General features: G+C 38.4%; 17 protein-coding genes and 1 pseudogene. 9 read left to right on the top strand and 9 right to left on the bottom strand.

Going from position 1 to position 15,254, the window contains the following annotated elements; translation table 11 throughout:
* Nucleotides 1–173 precede the first annotated feature (173 nt).
* The gene (locus tag ACFINI_RS06905) at nt 174–311 is read left to right on the top strand and encodes a hypothetical protein (protein ID WP_375611699.1); all 138 of its coding nucleotides are present in this window, start codon (nt 174–176) and stop codon (nt 309–311) included.
* Between the two features lie 774 nt (nt 312–1,085).
* On the opposite strand, the pseudogene ACFINI_RS06900 reads toward ACFINI_RS06905, so the two are convergent.
* A pseudogene (locus ACFINI_RS06900) lies at nt 1,086–1,255 on the bottom strand (integrase); the annotation flags it as partial.
* A gap of 2 nt (nt 1,256–1,257) precedes the next feature.
* On the opposite strand from ACFINI_RS06900, the gene ACFINI_RS06895 reads away from it, so the two are divergent.
* The gene (locus ACFINI_RS06895; RefSeq protein ID WP_375647165.1) at nt 1,258–1,479 is read left to right on the top strand and encodes a hypothetical protein; all 222 of its coding nucleotides are present in this window, start codon (nt 1,258–1,260) and stop codon (nt 1,477–1,479) included.
* Nucleotides 1,480–1,884: 405 nt separating this feature from the next.
* Here the strand turns inward: ACFINI_RS06895 and ACFINI_RS06890 are convergent, their stop codons facing one another.
* The 8 genes from ACFINI_RS06890 to ACFINI_RS06855 form a co-directional block, all read right to left on the bottom strand.
* Nucleotides 1,885–2,097, bottom strand: coding sequence for a hypothetical protein (locus ACFINI_RS06890; protein WP_375610233.1), 213 nt, complete (start codon nt 2,095–2,097; stop codon nt 1,885–1,887).
* On the bottom strand, nt 2,090–2,302 hold the full coding sequence (locus tag ACFINI_RS06885; protein WP_375647115.1) for a hypothetical protein: 213 nt from the start codon (nt 2,300–2,302) through the stop codon (nt 2,090–2,092). Before ACFINI_RS06885 ends, ACFINI_RS06890 begins: the two co-directional genes overlap by 8 nt.
* Nucleotides 2,226–2,462, bottom strand: coding sequence for a hypothetical protein (locus tag ACFINI_RS06880; protein WP_375606489.1), 237 nt, complete (start codon nt 2,460–2,462; stop codon nt 2,226–2,228). The genes ACFINI_RS06885 and ACFINI_RS06880 overlap by 77 nt, the downstream gene beginning before the upstream one ends.
* Nucleotides 2,459–3,121, bottom strand: a complete 663-nt coding sequence (locus tag ACFINI_RS06875; RefSeq protein WP_375647111.1) for a lysozyme — start codon at nt 3,119–3,121, stop codon at nt 2,459–2,461. The genes ACFINI_RS06880 and ACFINI_RS06875 overlap by 4 nt, the downstream gene beginning before the upstream one ends.
* Nucleotides 3,122–3,876: 755 nt before the next feature.
* Nucleotides 3,877–4,803, bottom strand: a complete 927-nt coding sequence (locus tag ACFINI_RS06870; RefSeq protein WP_375621578.1) for a YopJ/AvrA family T3SS effector serine/threonine acetyltransferase — start codon at nt 4,801–4,803, stop codon at nt 3,877–3,879.
* 324 nt (nt 4,804–5,127) lie between these two features.
* Entirely contained in the window at nt 5,128–6,054 is a 927-nt protein-coding gene (locus tag ACFINI_RS06865; RefSeq protein WP_375647107.1) for a YopJ/AvrA family T3SS effector serine/threonine acetyltransferase, read from the bottom strand.
* A 324-nt stretch (nt 6,055–6,378) separates the two neighbouring features.
* Nucleotides 6,379–7,323 carry a YopJ/AvrA family T3SS effector serine/threonine acetyltransferase gene (locus tag ACFINI_RS06860; RefSeq protein ID WP_375610230.1) on the bottom strand — a complete coding sequence of 315 codons (945 nt, stop codon included), beginning with the start codon at nt 7,321–7,323 and terminating at the stop codon, nt 6,379–6,381.
* 1,493 nt (nt 7,324–8,816) lie between these two features.
* Nucleotides 8,817–9,383 carry a hypothetical protein gene (locus ACFINI_RS06855; protein ID WP_375613260.1) on the bottom strand — a complete coding sequence of 189 codons (567 nt, stop codon included), beginning with the start codon at nt 9,381–9,383 and terminating at the stop codon, nt 8,817–8,819.
* A 1,825-nt stretch (nt 9,384–11,208) separates the two neighbouring features.
* Between ACFINI_RS06855 and ACFINI_RS06850 the strand changes: the two genes are divergently transcribed.
* The 7 genes from ACFINI_RS06850 to ACFINI_RS06820 all read left to right on the top strand — a co-directional run bounded on the left by ACFINI_RS06850 (nt 11,209) and on the right by ACFINI_RS06820 (nt 15,106).
* A complete protein-coding gene (locus ACFINI_RS06850; RefSeq protein WP_375613261.1) occupies nt 11,209–11,730 on the top strand; it encodes a hypothetical protein in 522 nt (173 codons plus the stop codon).
* Nucleotides 11,731–11,738: 8 nt separating this feature from the next.
* Nucleotides 11,739–12,293, top strand: coding sequence for a hypothetical protein (locus ACFINI_RS06845; RefSeq protein ID WP_375630092.1), 555 nt, complete (start codon nt 11,739–11,741; stop codon nt 12,291–12,293).
* 48 nt (nt 12,294–12,341) lie between these two features.
* On the top strand, nt 12,342–12,896 hold the full coding sequence (locus ACFINI_RS06840) for a hypothetical protein (protein ID WP_375647103.1): 555 nt from the start codon (nt 12,342–12,344) through the stop codon (nt 12,894–12,896).
* 1 nt (nt 12,897) lies between these two features.
* Nucleotides 12,898–13,095 (top strand): hypothetical protein, encoded by a 198-nt coding sequence (locus tag ACFINI_RS06835; RefSeq protein WP_375647100.1) that lies wholly within the window; start codon nt 12,898–12,900, stop codon nt 13,093–13,095.
* A gap of 58 nt (nt 13,096–13,153) precedes the next feature.
* Nucleotides 13,154–13,387 (top strand): hypothetical protein, encoded by a 234-nt coding sequence (locus ACFINI_RS06830; protein ID WP_375647096.1) that lies wholly within the window; start codon nt 13,154–13,156, stop codon nt 13,385–13,387.
* A gap of 634 nt (nt 13,388–14,021) precedes the next feature.
* Complete coding sequence (locus ACFINI_RS06825; protein ID WP_375647077.1) at nt 14,022–14,228, top strand: hypothetical protein; 207 nt, start codon at nt 14,022–14,024, stop codon at nt 14,226–14,228.
* Between the two features lie 374 nt (nt 14,229–14,602).
* A complete protein-coding gene (locus ACFINI_RS06820) occupies nt 14,603–15,106 on the top strand; it encodes a hypothetical protein (protein WP_375647091.1) in 504 nt (167 codons plus the stop codon).
* The last annotated feature ends 148 nt before the right edge of the window (nt 15,107–15,254 follow it).

The raw sequence follows: 15,254 nt of genomic DNA, 5'->3' as shown, positions 1-15,254 counted from the left end.
ATGCCTCCGATGCCTGCTGGCGGAATGGGTGGAATGGATTTCTAAGCTCTTATTCCTAGACGTAATAAAGAAACGGGCCTTCTGTGCCCGTTTTTTTATGCTTTTTCATGTTTTCCAATCGGTGAATTTGGTGATTTGATTGCTTTCAAGAATTGTTGATCCCGTGAAAGTTTTTGCGTTCTGCTCTTCAGAATGCGGCTTCAATTGCGAGCCTTCTGATCACAACAGAAGCAATGGTTGCTGAAGTTCCAAAGAAAGATACACCAATGCCTCCGATGCCTGCTGGCGGAATGGGTGGAATGGATTTCTAAGCTCTTATTCCTAGACGTAATAAAGAAACGGGTCTTCTGTGCCCGTTTTTTTATGCTTTTTCACGTTTCATACAGTTTTTCCTTTTATGATAGTTTCTTTATCTTATAGGATTGTTCTATTCTCCTCTGGTTGATCTACCGTTATTGTGAATGAATTTCACTCTTAATCCATAGCTTTTTCTCTTGTTTTTATGAAATGTTTCTATTGTGCGGGGATCGTGGTTTCCTTTGAAAATATTGTGCTAATAAAAATATAACTATTTGATTTATAATTATTTATTCCTAATACAGTTCTGTTTTTTCATTTCAGGTTTATGCATGCATCGTTAAAAAATCCTGGGTTTGTGCTTCATAAGGTGAGAGGTCACTACGGTTTTTATGAACCAACGCAATCATTAAAAGTCAGTAGTTAAGAAGAGTCAGTAGTTAAGAGTTAGTACCTATTGAGCGTTGGAAAGACAGAGTTGAAAAGAGCATGATGGGGCTGGTTTGTTTTTTATGAATAAGATGCTGGTATTTCAAGCTTTTGCATAGGAGAATAAGCATCTCTCTGTTTCGTTGATCTCTGAAATGGGGAGACTGCTCCATTTGAGAAGCTTAAAGATAAAAGCTAATTTTTCGCCTTGCTCTCATCTTTTTTTCGGTAAGCTCATCACCTAAACTGGAGCCAAACCCATATTGTTATACTCAAGTTCTGTTTGTTGCCTATATTGTGACAGAAAATTCTTGAGTGGGGAGCCATTTTTGAACTAAGGGGACCATGACAGTTAGCCGAAAAAAATCATGACAAGACAGTAGACGTGCTTGTGTTAGAATTTTTAATGCTTCTGATGATAAAGGCACGCGAAATTCTGTTGTAGCCTCATGCCTTCTTTTCATATTTTCGAGCCAAGGATTTTCCATATATTCTCTTCAACTTGACCTTTATGCATAGAACATAAGGGAATTGGGAGGGTGGAAATTGGGAGGCAGGGCATTGAGAGGGTGGAAATTGGGAGGCAGGGTATTGGGAGGCAGGGTATTGGGAGGCAGGGAATTGGGAGGCAGGGAATTGGGAGGCAGGGAATTGGGAGGGTGGAAATTGGGAGGCAGGGAATTGGAAGGCAGGGAATTGGGAGGGTGGAAATTGGGAGGCAGGGCATTGAGAGGCAGGGCATTGGGAAGGTGAGAGGAGCCGGCTTGCTTTTTTATTCAACGTAAAGATGAGAGGCTTTATGTAAGGCTACCATTACATTGCTTGTTTATGCACTTCTTTAAAAGAAATGTCTTTTAATACAAATTCTTGGCAATGCTATTTATGAAGAGTATAAAATCATTTGGATATCAATAGTTTATTAAAAAAATGTATGTTGGTATGATCCTTTTCTTATGTTACCAAAGTTGCTGACTTACGCGTTGGTTAAAAATCTCTCTTCATACCCCTAAATTCATTTCATGAAAGTGTTTGTGAAGAGTGTATAAAAATTTCTCGTGAGACATGAAAAATCATCAATAAAATCTCCATGTTTTCAAAAAATAACGAATGGCTTTTTATATTTAAAAGATTTAACACGTCTCACGTTTTTTATTTATTTTAGAGCTGAATATTCGATTTTTGTGTAAAAATACTTCCCAGCACATCTACGATCCGTGAAAAATCAAGTGCTAATAAGAAAATGATGAATATAATCCATTTCGTATAGCGTGACATCATTTTTACACTTTTATACGTTGTGATGATTTCTTGTAGGACTTCTTTTTCCTTTTCTGTAAGCTCTGTTTGTTTTTCCGTTTTTTTTCTAGCCATGTTTCCACCCACACATGTGTTCCCCTTGTTTGTTATGCTTTAAAATATCTCTTGCGAGATTTGAACTGATGATATTGAGATCTTTGTTGTCTAAATAAATGGGCATCCAACCAACGCAAGAAAAATGCTCATTGATTGTTTTTATCGCGCAACCAGTGAGTAAGAGAAGCCCGTACATCAGCATCACTTTTTTGATTAATTTCATTTTCCACCTCTAGCCGTGTTGTTGATGACTTTAGCGTTTTTTCTATTTGCTTTTGTTGTTCAACCTTCTTTCCAAGAGTGAAAGCTTTTGCTAAAGCGATAAAAAAAGCGGTCAGAGCCGCTCCTGTTATCATCAGATTTTTTTTCAACCACCACATCATAAGCGCTGCTCCCGAAACCGTTTTGCCACAAAGAAAATGCCAACGCAGGCGGCTAAAACCATAATGGTTGCTAATGCCCATTGGATGGGACCATTGCCTGCCAATAAGCCTCCAAGTCCAGAAAAAGAACCAATAATCGGTGTAAGCGCTTCTGCTTTGAAAAATCCCATTGGAGCTTGCGTTTCTACAGTTTGGTAGTTGGGAGAAACATAAGCCCCTTTTGCCCATAATCCCGATTCTGCTGCACGACGGTGCACTAAACCGTGAAGACGTTTTCCTCCTGCTTTAGTCCACTTTTGTAACTCAGAAGGGACGGCTTCATATTCGCCATTATTGAGTTTTTTGAGCAGGGTCGAATTACAAAAAGCCGATGTTCCTATATTATAGCAAAACGATACGAGCGCGGCGAATTGTTCATCCGTTAAAGAAACCGTCACATGTTTTTCAACGGTATTCTCAAATTGTCTTAAATCTTGAGAAAGAATTTCTTCTGCTTGTTTTTCAGTAATGATCATGCCCTTGTGAACGAACGGTTGGCCAGCCGTGGTGGTATGGCCATAGCCGATTGTCCACACCCCGATGGAATCTTTATAGGCTTGTAAACGCAATCCTTCCCATTGTTTAATGAGCGCAAGCCCTGCTTTAGATATTTTTCTCATTTGCTTCTCCATAAAATAAAGCCTCACGTTAACGTGAGGCTGGTTGACAGATTAAAAATGAATTTTTTCACGCTTCAAAAACAGAAGAGATGTGAAACTTTTATGAAATCAAAAGGTTGGTTATGACATCTTAGGAAATGGGGGAATGGTTGGCCAAGAGGGATCATAGTCGGCCAAGTGGGGTAATGGTTGGCAAAGAGGGATAATGGTTGGTCAAGAGGGATAATGGTTGGCAAGTGGGGTAAATAGTTGGCAAAGAGGGGTAAATAGTTGGGCTGGTGTTTTCCGTTAAGAGAGGTTGTAGATTTTAAGAGCTTGTCCTGGTGTTTTTGATGGAGCCTTCTTGGGGTGCGGGAAGCTGTTGGGTTGATGCACGATAAGTGTGGTCTATTGCGGTTGTTTGGTCGTATGGCATTGATGTGGGGGTGTTTGAGATACGAAGTGGATACTCTCAGAAAAACAAGACATATGCTTTTACTGAAGACGAAAGCATTAAATATTTTATGTATCAAACGTTTTGCTTATCCAAAGAGTCTCATTGTTACACAGAGCTTTGGGCTAACAAGAGCTGTGGAATTTTGATACAATTTTAAGAGGGGCTGGTTTTTATAGGACAATGGTGCTTTTTCTTTAAGAGGAAAGTTGTTGGCTATTTTTGTTTTATGAGCGCAAAAGCTGGTTTGCTTAGAGAAATCTTAGCCGTAAAGTAGCCTCTCTTCGTTCTTTGATGAATAGGAATATGGAAAAAGCCTCACTTACATCGTTAAAGATTTGTATTCAGTGAGCCTTTTTTGGTGGGAGGAAACGGAAACAGTTTTTCCCTCTGTTTCTCTTAAGTTTTTTTCAAATCTCTCTCTCAGGGTTTCGCCTTTTTTGTTGACTGTTTCATGTTCAGCTTCCGGATGGACTTTTAAATATTGTTCTAGACGTCTTCTTCCTTGCGCATGTTTATAAAAAGTGGTTGGAAGATAGGAATCTAACTTTTCAGCAGATAAAGATGAGTTGGGTTCACATAATACACCCTTAACATTATCTTTGTGCAATCTTGCTAATTTATCAGATTCAAGATGAAGCTTTTTGGCAAGGCTTAAGCTGAACATCCCGCATTCAGAAGAGCTTCGCTGAATATCCATTTCTGCCGTGGTAAAAGAATAAGGAGGCAGTTGAAGACATTGAAGGGTTTGATTTATTTTTATCCCTAGTTTGCAAGCTGTGATATTCTGAAATGTTGTAGGTTCAAGCATAATCAAAGAGATTTTCTCATCAACTTTTTGATAATCAAGGACGGCAAAGTGGATTTTGCTTCCCGAATTTACTATAAATCGGGCAGATTTTGCGTCGCTCTCAACGACTTCTTTTAGGGCGTGCGAAAACTCTTCTGCTGTAAGAGCCAATTTGAGATTCATTTCTGGATATTTGCTGTTTGCTTTTTCTACGAGAGCCGGCATCAATCTAATATCTGTGTTTTCATAATAAGCGTTAATCCAACGGCCGGTGACAAGATCATCTTCTAAGCCTGTAATAATATCTTTTAATTCGTCAGAACTCGGTGCAACATGTTCTTCTTCTGTTTGGATGGAACTTTGCATCAAACGTGCAATAAGGTCTTCTAAAGATTCATTTGCACCTGCTCCTTCTGGTGTTTGTGAGGAATGAGGGAGGGAAGAATCTTGTGGCTTCATAATCTTAGCCTCTATATTGATGATTGATAAATGATATTATTTCTTCAATTTTGGCTAAACAATGTTTGCAGGAAAGATTTTTATCTAAAAAAAACAAAGAGATGAAATCATCTTTATTTTAAAAAATTTTGTTACGAAAGAAAAAATCCCCTGCTTTTCAGAGTCAAAGGTAAGGTATCTTTTTGTCTTTTAAGAGGTCACGTTGCTTACTGTTTGCATCTTTACCTTAAAAGAAGATTTGCTAACAGCAACTTATATCTTACCGTAAAGCCGCAGAGCTTCATTCTTTGTGGATGTGGAATATGGCTATGGCCAAAACGCTTATTACATCATTAGAGATTTGTATTCTGTGGCTCTTTTTCTGTGTTGTGAAACAGAAACAGTTTTTGTCTCTGTTGCTACCAAGCTTCTCTCAAATCTTTCGGTTAGAGTTTCGCCTTTTTTGTTTACTTTCTCCTGTGCTGCTTCTGGATTGGCTTTTAGATATTCCCCAAGACGTCTTCTTCCTTGCACGTGTTTGTAAAAAGAGGTTGGAAGATATGTATCTAACTTTTCAGGAGATAGAGGTGTATCTGGTTCACATAATACACCCTTAACATTATCCTTATGCAGTCTTTCTAATTTTTGAGATTCGGTATGAAGCTTTTTAGCGAGCGCTAAGCTGAACATTCCACATTCAGAAGAGCTTCGCTGAATATCCATTTCTACCATGGCAAAAGAACAATTGGGCAACTCATGCGCTTTAAGAGCCAATTGTGTTCTTAATGCCAGCACTGCTGGTTTCATATTGTTGAGTGTTGTAGGTTCAAAAAATATCACGGAGGTTTTGTCATCGATGGTTTGATGATCAATCACTGAAAAATGGATTCCCCTGTCCTTTGTGTGAATAATAAATCTAGAAGATTGAACGCCGTTTTCGATGGCTTCTTTGAGTGCAAGGGCAAAGTCGTGAGATGACGCTGCCAATTGAAGACGCATGTCGGGATATTTACGATTTGCCTGATCGACCAAGGCTGGCATTAGTTTAAGGTCTGTACTTGCATAATCAGCTGTGAACCAACGACCAGTTGAGATATCATCCTCTAAACGGGCAATGATACTTTTTAATTCTTCACGATTGAATGGGATATTTTTGCCTTTTTCGCTACTGGGTTGTTCTAAATGTGCAGTAAGAGTGTCTAACGATGCATTTGCACCTGCTCCTTCTGGTGTTTGTGAGGAATGAGGGAGGGAAGAATCTTGTGGCTTCATACTATTAGCCTCCATATTGATAATCGATAGGTGATATTATCTTCTTCAATTCTGGCTAAACAATGTTTGCAGGAAAGATTTTTATCTAAAAAAACAAAGAGATGAAATCATCTTTATTTTAAAAAATTTTGTTACGAAAGAAAAAATCCCCTGCTTTTCAGAGTCAAAGGTAAGGTATCTTTTTGTCTTTTAAGAGGTCACGTTGCTTACTGTTTGCATCTTTACCTTAAAAGAAGATTTGCTAACAGCAACTTATATCTTACCGTAAAGCCGCAGAGCTTCATTCTTTGTGGATGTGGAATATGGCTATGGCCAAAACGCTTATTACATCATTAGAGATTTGTATTCTGTGGCTCTTTTTCTGTGTTGTGAAACAGAAACAGTTTTTGTCTCTGTTGCTACCAAGCTTCTCTCAAATCTTTCGGTTAGAGTTTCGCCTTTTTTGTTTACTTTCTCCTGTGCTGCTTCTGGATTGGCTTTTAGATATTCCCCAAGACGTCTTCTTCCTTGCACGTGTTTGTATAAACGAGCTGGAAGATATGGATCTAATTTTTCAGCAGGTAAAGGCGTGTCTGGTTCACATAACACACCCTTAATATTATCTTTGTGTAGTCTTTCTAATTTTTGAGCTTCGAGATAAAGCTTTTTGGCAAGGCTTAAGCTGAACATCCCACATTCAGAGGAGCTTCGTTGAATATCCATTTCTACCATGGCAAAATGAATATTCGGAAATTGGTGATGTTCAATGGATTGTCGCGTTCTTAATGCAAGTAATGCGGGAAGCGTGTCACGCAGTAAGGTCGGTTCAAAAAAGATCAAAGATGTTTTATTATCAATGGTTTGATGATCGACAACCGCAAAATGAATTCCCCTATCCTGTGCGTTAACGATCAGCCTAGAAGATTTTATGCCCTTTTCGAGCGTTTCTTTGAGTGCAAGGGCAAAGCCGTCAGGAGGGCTTGTAAGTTTGAGATTCATCTCTGGATATTTACGATTTGCTTGATCGACCAAGGCTGGCATCATGTACAGATCTAAAATATCATAATAATTTTTGATCCAACTGCCATCGGCATTATGCTTTTCTAAACCGGCAATAATATCTTTTAATTCCGCACGATTAAAAGGGGTGTTTTTTATTTTTTCAATGTTAAGCCGTTCTAAATGTGCAGTAAGAGTGTCTAATGATGCATTTGCATGCGCCCCTTCAGGTGCACTTGCACCTTCTGGGGTTTGTGAGGAATGTGGTGGGGGAGAATCTTGTGGCTTCATAATCTTAGCCTCTATGTTGATGATCGATAAGTGATATTATCTTCTTCAATTCTGGCTAAACAATGTTTTGAAAAACAAGCCTTTGCATCTTGAAAGGTGAGGCGATGAGAGCATAATAATGCTGTTTTCATATTTTTATGCGTGTATTGCTCATCATTGCTGTGATGTATGATATTGGTATTTTATGGGGGGATTATTAGGGCGTTCTATTGAGAGCCCTTATTGAATACCACTTGTTTTGAAAATCTCAAAATTATAGAGTTGTTGGTGATGCAAATTGTGTAATGCAAAAGAAAACAGTCAGAAAAGGACGAAAGATACCTTCAAACCGTAAAGTTTTAAACATTGTCGCGAAACACACTGTTTTATAACAGTTTATAATAACTTATAATAGTCTATGATAATGCGAAAATTTTATGATGAAATCTGGACGCAGAAAACCCCTTGCCGCACCCATCATTAAATACGATTTTTCATATTCTGTCAACCGCAAAACGATTATTTTTCCTCCTTTATCGCGGGAAAAAATCTACAGAAAAAAGCTCATTCATTGGCTATGCAGCAAAATATATTGTTTTAATGGAAAAGTTTTTGATGTGGCAAAAAACATTTTCTCCTTTGAGAAAGGCGGGGACAAGATGAAGGGAGAATTGTGGTTTTGAAATCCGTGGTATTTTATTGATGGAATTGGGAAGGCGGTGGTTGGAAGGTGTTGCGGGGCAAAGCTTTAGGTGTTGGCGATTTGTGGGGGTGATTGGGGCTGTGCTGGCTGTCGTATTAGTGGTGGTGTGATAGGTGTGGAGGGTTATCGGTGCAGTTGTTGATGAGGGAGGAGATTGTTGGTAGGGGCTTTTTCTTTCGTTTAAGGGATGATGCTTTTAATTGTGTCAAAAAATCAACGGGTTGTTTTAATGATAAGCTATTGATTTATAGTGGATATTTTATCGTTATTTATCTTGAATGAGAAACCCAGATTATGCTGAAATAAAAGCCATAGCTTTTGTCCGTCATAAGATCAGGAAAGCCATATAGAATTGTACAAGAAAAGACGTAAAATGACGATAATGAATTGTCTTAAAAGCTAAGGATGTCGCGATATTGGGCGAAGTTTATGATGAGGGTGGTTTGTTACAATGGGGGTAGAGGGGAGAATGTTGCTGTTTTAAAGAGGGGCAAATATTTATCCTGCCCATGCCGTGAATATGCCGTGAATTATTGTCCTTTGAGGCATGGTTAAGTGAGGCATGGGTAGATATAAGGTTAAGTTTCTTTGACAGGTTGAAGTATTTTTTTAAAGGGCGTGGTGGATATTTTTAAGCTTGTTTGTTATGCGCTTTAAGCTTGTTAATTCTATGAAAGGGCAAGTTCAGTGGATCTCAAGTGCACCCTGCCAAAGGGGGCCTTTATAAAGGCGCTGGTTGGTTATAAAGAGGCATGTTATAAAAGGAGGGGGAGAATCTTTATCCTGTGAGGGGGAGGAAATGATGGGTGTTTTAGCCAAGGCTCTTTTGGGTAGAACTGTCAAAATGTTTATAAAGGGCATCAAGAATAATACGCAACGAACCAACAAGATTAGGCAGCGGTTGATCTTCTATAACAAGATAGTGTAATGCCGCATGAAAGTTGTGTTGACGATGTAGATATTGTGCTTCTTTAATCGCTTCTTGCATAGCTTCATAGTGTTCCGTTGCTCTTTGGACCCATTGCTTTTTTGCTTTCTCATCTGATGCGCTGTGCGTAAAACCATCATAATAACCGTTTGGTAAACCTTTTGCACATAAATAGTCGTTTCTAATTTGCAAGTATTGTTGCGCCGTGTCATATTGCTCTTTACTGATGCCTGATGAAGCCTCTTTATAGCCAAGCAAACAAAGACGCCCAATATAGGTTCCGACAAGCGGATTTTTCGCTTCTTCGAGGCTTAAACCAAAGTGTTTTGCACGCATTTCAATCGCAGATTGAAGCGCAGATTCGCTGGAATTTTGGGCACGTGAAATACAGCTATTGGGCTCTCGCTTTCCTGTTATTTTCGATCTACCGCGTTTTTTACGTATTTTCATGAACTTAACCATTTGAATGAAAAAGAAACTGTCTGTTGATGGGGGACAGTGATGTAAAAAGCACTTGGCGCAAATATTGGGGGGAGCAAATACTTAAAAGGGGGAAAATACTTAAAAGGGGGAAAATACTGGGGGAGTGAGCAAATACCGGGAAATATCAGCCGTTGCAGATCAAAAAACAAACGATACTAAAGGCGTTTTAAATGCAAAGAAAAGCAACGGTGTGGGGCGAAAAAATCATCTTTAAGGTGGTTTCTTACCTTTTTTATCTTATCCCTATCAGTCTTATCTTCCGCCCCTGTCATGCTTATTTTTTTATTGCTAGCGGATTATTTGCTTTTTAAATATTTCTTAACTGTTCTTGAGAGATTGAAGGAAAATTTTTGTCAAATGTGAATGAAAAAATAACAATGGATTTCAAGGGCATGTCATCGTCTTTCTAATAGGAAGTTTTTTTTAATGGGATTATTTGTCTCTTTTTTCACGAGCGCTTTGTGGAAATTTTTCAATTCCACTTTTGAAAGGTCATTGTTTTCTTAAGTTGGAAGCTTTTTATTTGGGTTCTCTTATTTTTTTGTTGTTGGGCGCTTTCCCAAGATATTTGATATACATCACGCTGTTAAGCATACTTTTATCCTTTATAGGAGATATAGTGTCTTCTGTTGAGTGGCAGAGAGCGGCAAAAAGCAAACCTCCGCATTCTATTATAATAGCATAAGATGCCCTATATTTTCAAATAAAATATCGTTTATCGACTTAAAATAAACTGTGAATGATCTCGCTATTTTGTTTGGTGTATCCTTTATAAGTATCCTTTATAGAGTATAAAATTTTCCGTTTTAATGGATCTCATCATAAGACGAGGGGATGTCGTTTAAAGGACGGAATGCATTATCGAAAGAGGCTGTTTTTATAAGAAGAAAATGCCTTTATAAAAAGATGCTTTTATAAGAGATGCCTTGATGAATGTAGGGGCTATACAAATGTAGGGGCTGTGAGATATTTCATCTTTAATGAAGAATTTTTAAAATGAAGCCTTTTTGATTAAGAAGCTTTCAAATGAGGATTAAGGTTGTTTGTCGCACGTTTTTTATACTGGATAATCGATTGCTTGTTTGACTTTGTTTTGTGTTGCTTTTTAAAGAGCCATGTCTTAGGGCTCTCTTTTGCCCATTTTGCAAGGGTGCTCATGAAGGGTATAACGATAAAGTCCCCAATGAAATCCATATAAAGTTTGAATAATATAAAATCTATTGCACACTTCCATTTTTACGCTTGTAAAGAAGAAAGTCTATAGCATCACACATTTTGCCAGCTCTCATTGTTGAGACAGCCCTTGGCATTTGAGGCGCTTCCTTAGAGGCATTTATCATCCTTTCTTAATGTTTTACTCTATATGGCTCTTTCTGCTTGTAACGCACAAGAGACATGGTTTGGGTTGATTTAATATGGAATAGGTTTGGAATAAGACAATCCTACGGTATTTAGGGTTCTCATTTAATATGAAAAACAATAAATTGTTATAAATCAGCGTATTGTTTGTAAACTTTACACATCAGATATTTCTTAGATTGAATATTTTTGCTTGTTGAGTTTTGTGAAACATTGTCTTTTGAAGTGTGGGTAATAGATAAGAGGATACAATGGCATTTGTGCTTGTAAGGTTTAGGGATTGTATGTTGTCACGTATGAGAAATTTTAAAAATAGACTTAAAGGGGCTTATAGCGCGTGTTTCATGGTGAAAAGAGTGCTAGATAAACCGGTTTTGCTGGTTGCATGTTCTCAAAGAGTGAGTGGGCATGTTAGAAGTGAGAAAATATCCGTATGATCGAAGATAAATCACAACACCAATCTGCCCATAAGGGAAATACGGCTTTTGCGTCACAGCCCGTGTTAAATCAGTGTGCGGTTTTCAAAAAATGGACGGCTCTCTCAAGAAAAGATTACGTCATCATTTTGTGTTTGGCTATCCTCTTGTTGGTGCTTTTTGCCGCGACTGTCTATATGAATCCTTTGGAGTTTTTTCACGTTATATCCAAAGAACAGTTTCAAGCACTGGGACAAATGGAACAAGGAGATCTTCGAAAAATGATTAAGGAGATCTTGAAACAGCCTTTTGAAAATAATCCTGCAATCGTGTTTTTGCGTGACGCGGGATGGAATAGTGTTTGGGCTTTTTTATGTCTCTTGCCGCAAATGATTTTTGGTGTTCTTGTGGTGTTCTTTCCACTCTTTTTTGTCTTTAACGCTATCTCTAAACGGGAGGTGAAGGAAATGATGAAGCTGTGGGATACATTGCCAGAGCAGCAACAGCTAGACAACCAATCTCTCAACAAAACACAATAGGGAAACAAGTGGCTGCTTCTTTTATAAGTACTTTTGTAATTTTGACCACAGTATGGTGGAGTACTGTCATGTTTCTCGGGGAGATCATGATACTTTTTTCTACTCTGATGACAATCTTGGTACTTTATTATTCTTTGATAAAACGGACAATATTGTTGTGTGGGATGCGGCGGAAATTAAAAAAGGGTGCATTACAGAATTTGGGGCATAATCAGAAAGTCAGCATAGGACAAAATACAGTTTGTGCAATAAAGTTCAGCCCCCTTTCTTTTCAAGAATCTTTGGAACTTTCAAGAAAAGATTATTATATCATCTTTTTTCTAGCTTTCATTGTGATTGTGGTTTTCGCAGTTTTGCTCGCTTTTTTTGCTTTTTTTCCAAAATCTGTGATTTTTTTACACAATTATATGCCTCTATTGTTTAAGGTTGGCGTTTTTGGCATGCAGCTGCTGTTTTGGTTTTGTGCGTGTATTGTTGTCGCTTTACCTGTCATTTTAATCTTCCATAGTCTCCTTCATTATGGCGTGAAAAAAACAATAAAGAAATTAGAAATGGTTGCTTGAGAAGAGAATAAAAATGATGATTTCACATCAATGCGATAGGGGAAACACGTGACTATTGTTATAAAATTTTTGGCTTTTTTAGGGTTCACCATCATTGCCATTGTAATGTTTATGGTTATGATCCGGCTTCCTTACCGGTTGATCAAACATATCAGGTTATCTTTTAAACTCTCTCAAGACTTGAAAAAGAGTACAACGCAAAAAAAGCAAGCCATACAACAATTGTGCAATGATCTGGGAGAAATGAAAAGACACAATCTCGCCCATAAGACCCTTGATGCGACAATGCGCTTTCTTAACTTCAAAGAATTTCTGCCTCTTTCTTCAAAAGAATGTAAAATAATCTTTTTTATCTTTATCTTCTTTACTGTTTTGCAATCTGCTTTCTTTGTCGCAAATTTGGTATGGTGGAAGAGCGATATGGTCGGCGTTATCATGCAGCTGTTGAGCATTCTATGGTTTGGGCTTCTTCTCTTTTTTCCGATCATTGGGATCATGTGTATAAAATTAACGAGAAAATTGAACAAAAAACTTCAACAATTGAAAGAAGCAATACAACAACGCGATCAGGCAATTCGTATGAAGAATGGGCGTGGAGGATAAAATGACCAGTAGTCTTATAACATTAATGGCCTTTTCTTTCCTGTTCTTTATGGTCTTAAATGTTTTATTGTGGGTGCCAATCGTTGTCATTTATTACCTGTTTATCAAGCGTGCGCGGTTGTATTGCCGTGTGAAAAAGGAACTGAAATGCGTGCTGAATGAACGCGATATCGCCTTAAAACAGATCTCTCAAAAATAAAAAACAGCTTTCTCTTGTTTGGCAAGACTATAAAAAAATATTCTATCTTTCTACGGTCATGGCGACTGCTCCAATAGTTATAACTGTTGTCGTTAAGATATGGAGAGGGCAGGACTTTGTTTCTCTTGTCGTATTTGAGCCACTGGCATGGCTGCTTGCCTGTACTTTTTTATTCTTACCGATTGTTTTTATTATGCGTTTTATCGTGACCCGTCAGTTGAACAAAATGATACGGCAATTAGAAGAAGAGGTTGAACAGAAAGGAGCTCTCCCATCATATTATACGGTGTGAGTGAGGGGAAAAGTGAGTGAGGGGAAAAAGTGAAGAGAGGCTTTCGTTGAGCCTTGCTTTTGACTTGTTCATTAAGGAGCATGGGGTGCACTTCTCGTTTTATGCCTTTTTATATTTGTGTCGTGTTTTTTTAAAGAATTGAGGCTCTTGCTTGAGTTGGTGCTCTTGCTTGAGTGCGAGAGGAAAGTGAAGAGAGGCTTTCGTTGAGCCTTGCTTTTGACTTGTTCATTAAGGAGCATGGGGTGCACTTCTCGTTTTATGCTTTTTTTATATTTGTGTCGTGTTTTTTTAAAGAATTGAGGCTCTTACTTGAGTAAGATCCTTGCTTGAGTGCTGAGGGGAAAGTGAAGAGAGGCCGCTCTTGGACTTTACTTGCTGTTTCTGTTCTCTTAAAGAGAGAAAATCTTGTAACTTATTTTCTTTTTATCAAGCATAAAAATGTGTTTTACCAAGCGATATTGAGAGCGAAAAATCTATACTTAAAGCAAAAGATATTCTGGTGTTTGGGGAAAAAAAGCCCATTTTCTTGCAGGTGGAGAGGCAAGACGCATAGAGAAGGTGAGCCAAAAGCACACGTTTTGCTCCATAGAAAGTGTAACAGTGCTTTTAAAGAGCTTGGGGTGGAGGGGGAAAATTGAAAGAAAAGAGGGACATCTATTTATTTACGAGACTGTTATTTATTTACGAGACCGCTAAGGACAGTTTCTCATCTCTGGATGAAAAAGGTTTTGTGCAATTTGGTTATGGAATTGTGAGAGACGCTGGTATCCATGCGGCGGCTTGCCAAATGATTAATCCTTATCATTTTAGGGCTTTATCATTTTTGGGGGGGCCAGATTGACAACGAGGCATTGAGGCAAAGGGGTGGATTTTAAGGCAAAGGGATTGAAATTTCTTGAGGAAGAGGTAAGCGTAGGGCGTGTCGTGTACTTGAGGAAGTTTTCGATGAGGCAATGAATGAGGTTGATCTGGGACTGAGGTTGATCTTGGCCGCGTGCTTGGCTTTCAAGATGGGGGCACCACCTTGGAAAAAGGGGTGTTTTGGCTTGTAAGTGCGCATGTATAAGCGCGTATAGGGCAAATGAATAAAATATTTAGAAGGGAGATTATAGTGCTTGCTTTACTCTGAGAAGGGTGCTAAGCGAATTTACCGCGCTGGTGGCGTGCTATCGAATATTGAAGAGTGGGAATTTTAGAAGTGGGGGGAGTATCCGTATGATCGAAGATAAATCACAACATCAATTTGCCCATAAGGGAGATAAGGCTTTTGTATCGCAGCCAGTGTTGGATCAATCAGAAGCTTTCAAAAAATTGACGGCTCTTTCAACAGGCGATTATATCATCATTTGTTGTTTGGCTATCCTCTTGTTGGTGCTTTTTTCCGCGTCTGCCTATATGAGACCTTTGGAATTTTTTCACGTTATATCCAAGGAACAGCTCCAAGCACTGGGAAAAATGAAACAAGAAGATTTTCAAGAAATGAGTCAGAGTTTTATACAGATTCCTGCGATCGAATTTCTTCGTAACTTCGGGTGGAATGGTGTTTGGGCTTTTTTATGTCTCTTACCGCAAATAATTTTTGGCGTCCTTTTCGTGTTGTTTCCGCTCTTTTCTATTTTTAACGCCATTTCTAAACGGGATGCGAAGGAAATGATGAAGCTGTGGGAAACATTGCCAGAGCAGCAACAGCTAGACAACCAATCTCTCAACAAAATATGATAGGGGGGAAAAGTGATCACTTCTATAATGCCTCTTTTAATAACTACATTATTGATCTCCTTAGGGATAGTTATCGTTATTTATTCTGCGTGGAGCATGATACTCTTTTCTACCGTGAAGACCATCTTGTCCATTTATTATTCTTTGA

The sequence above is a fragment of the Bartonella sp. AA56HLJMS genome, assembly GCF_042197145.1.
Taxonomy (GTDB): Bacteria; Pseudomonadota; Alphaproteobacteria; order Rhizobiales; family Rhizobiaceae; genus Bartonella.
The sequence above is the reverse complement of the archived record's forward strand: the minus strand, read 5'-3'. Positions and strand labels throughout refer to the sequence as shown.

Coding starts and splice junctions, on each gene's coding strand:
- ACFINI_RS06890 (WP_375610233.1), bottom strand. CDS start 2,097: ATGGCTAGAAAAAAAACGGAAAAACAAACAGAGCTTACAGAAAAGGAA.
- ACFINI_RS06885 (WP_375647115.1), bottom strand. CDS start 2,302: ATGAAATTAATCAAAAAAGTGATGCTGATGTACGGGCTTCTCTTACTC.
- ACFINI_RS06880 (WP_375606489.1), bottom strand. CDS start 2,462: ATGATGTGGTGGTTGAAAAAAAATCTGATGATAACAGGAGCGGCTCTG.
- ACFINI_RS06875 (WP_375647111.1), bottom strand. CDS start 3,121: ATGAGAAAAATATCTAAAGCAGGGCTTGCGCTCATTAAACAATGGGAA.
- ACFINI_RS06870 (WP_375621578.1), bottom strand. CDS start 4,803: ATGAAGCCACAAGATTCTTCCCTCCCTCATTCCTCACAAACACCAGAA.
- ACFINI_RS06865 (WP_375647107.1), bottom strand. CDS start 6,054: ATGAAGCCACAAGATTCTTCCCTCCCTCATTCCTCACAAACACCAGAA.
- ACFINI_RS06860 (WP_375610230.1), bottom strand. CDS start 7,323: ATGAAGCCACAAGATTCTCCCCCACCACATTCCTCACAAACCCCAGAA.
- ACFINI_RS06855 (WP_375613260.1), bottom strand. CDS start 9,383: ATGAAAATACGTAAAAAACGCGGTAGATCGAAAATAACAGGAAAGCGA.
- ACFINI_RS06850 (WP_375613261.1), top strand. CDS start 11,209: ATGATCGAAGATAAATCACAACACCAATCTGCCCATAAGGGAAATACG.
- ACFINI_RS06835 (WP_375647100.1), top strand. CDS start 12,898: ATGACCAGTAGTCTTATAACATTAATGGCCTTTTCTTTCCTGTTCTTT.
- ACFINI_RS06830 (WP_375647096.1), top strand. CDS start 13,154: ATGGCGACTGCTCCAATAGTTATAACTGTTGTCGTTAAGATATGGAGA.
- ACFINI_RS06820 (WP_375647091.1), top strand. CDS start 14,603: ATGATCGAAGATAAATCACAACATCAATTTGCCCATAAGGGAGATAAG.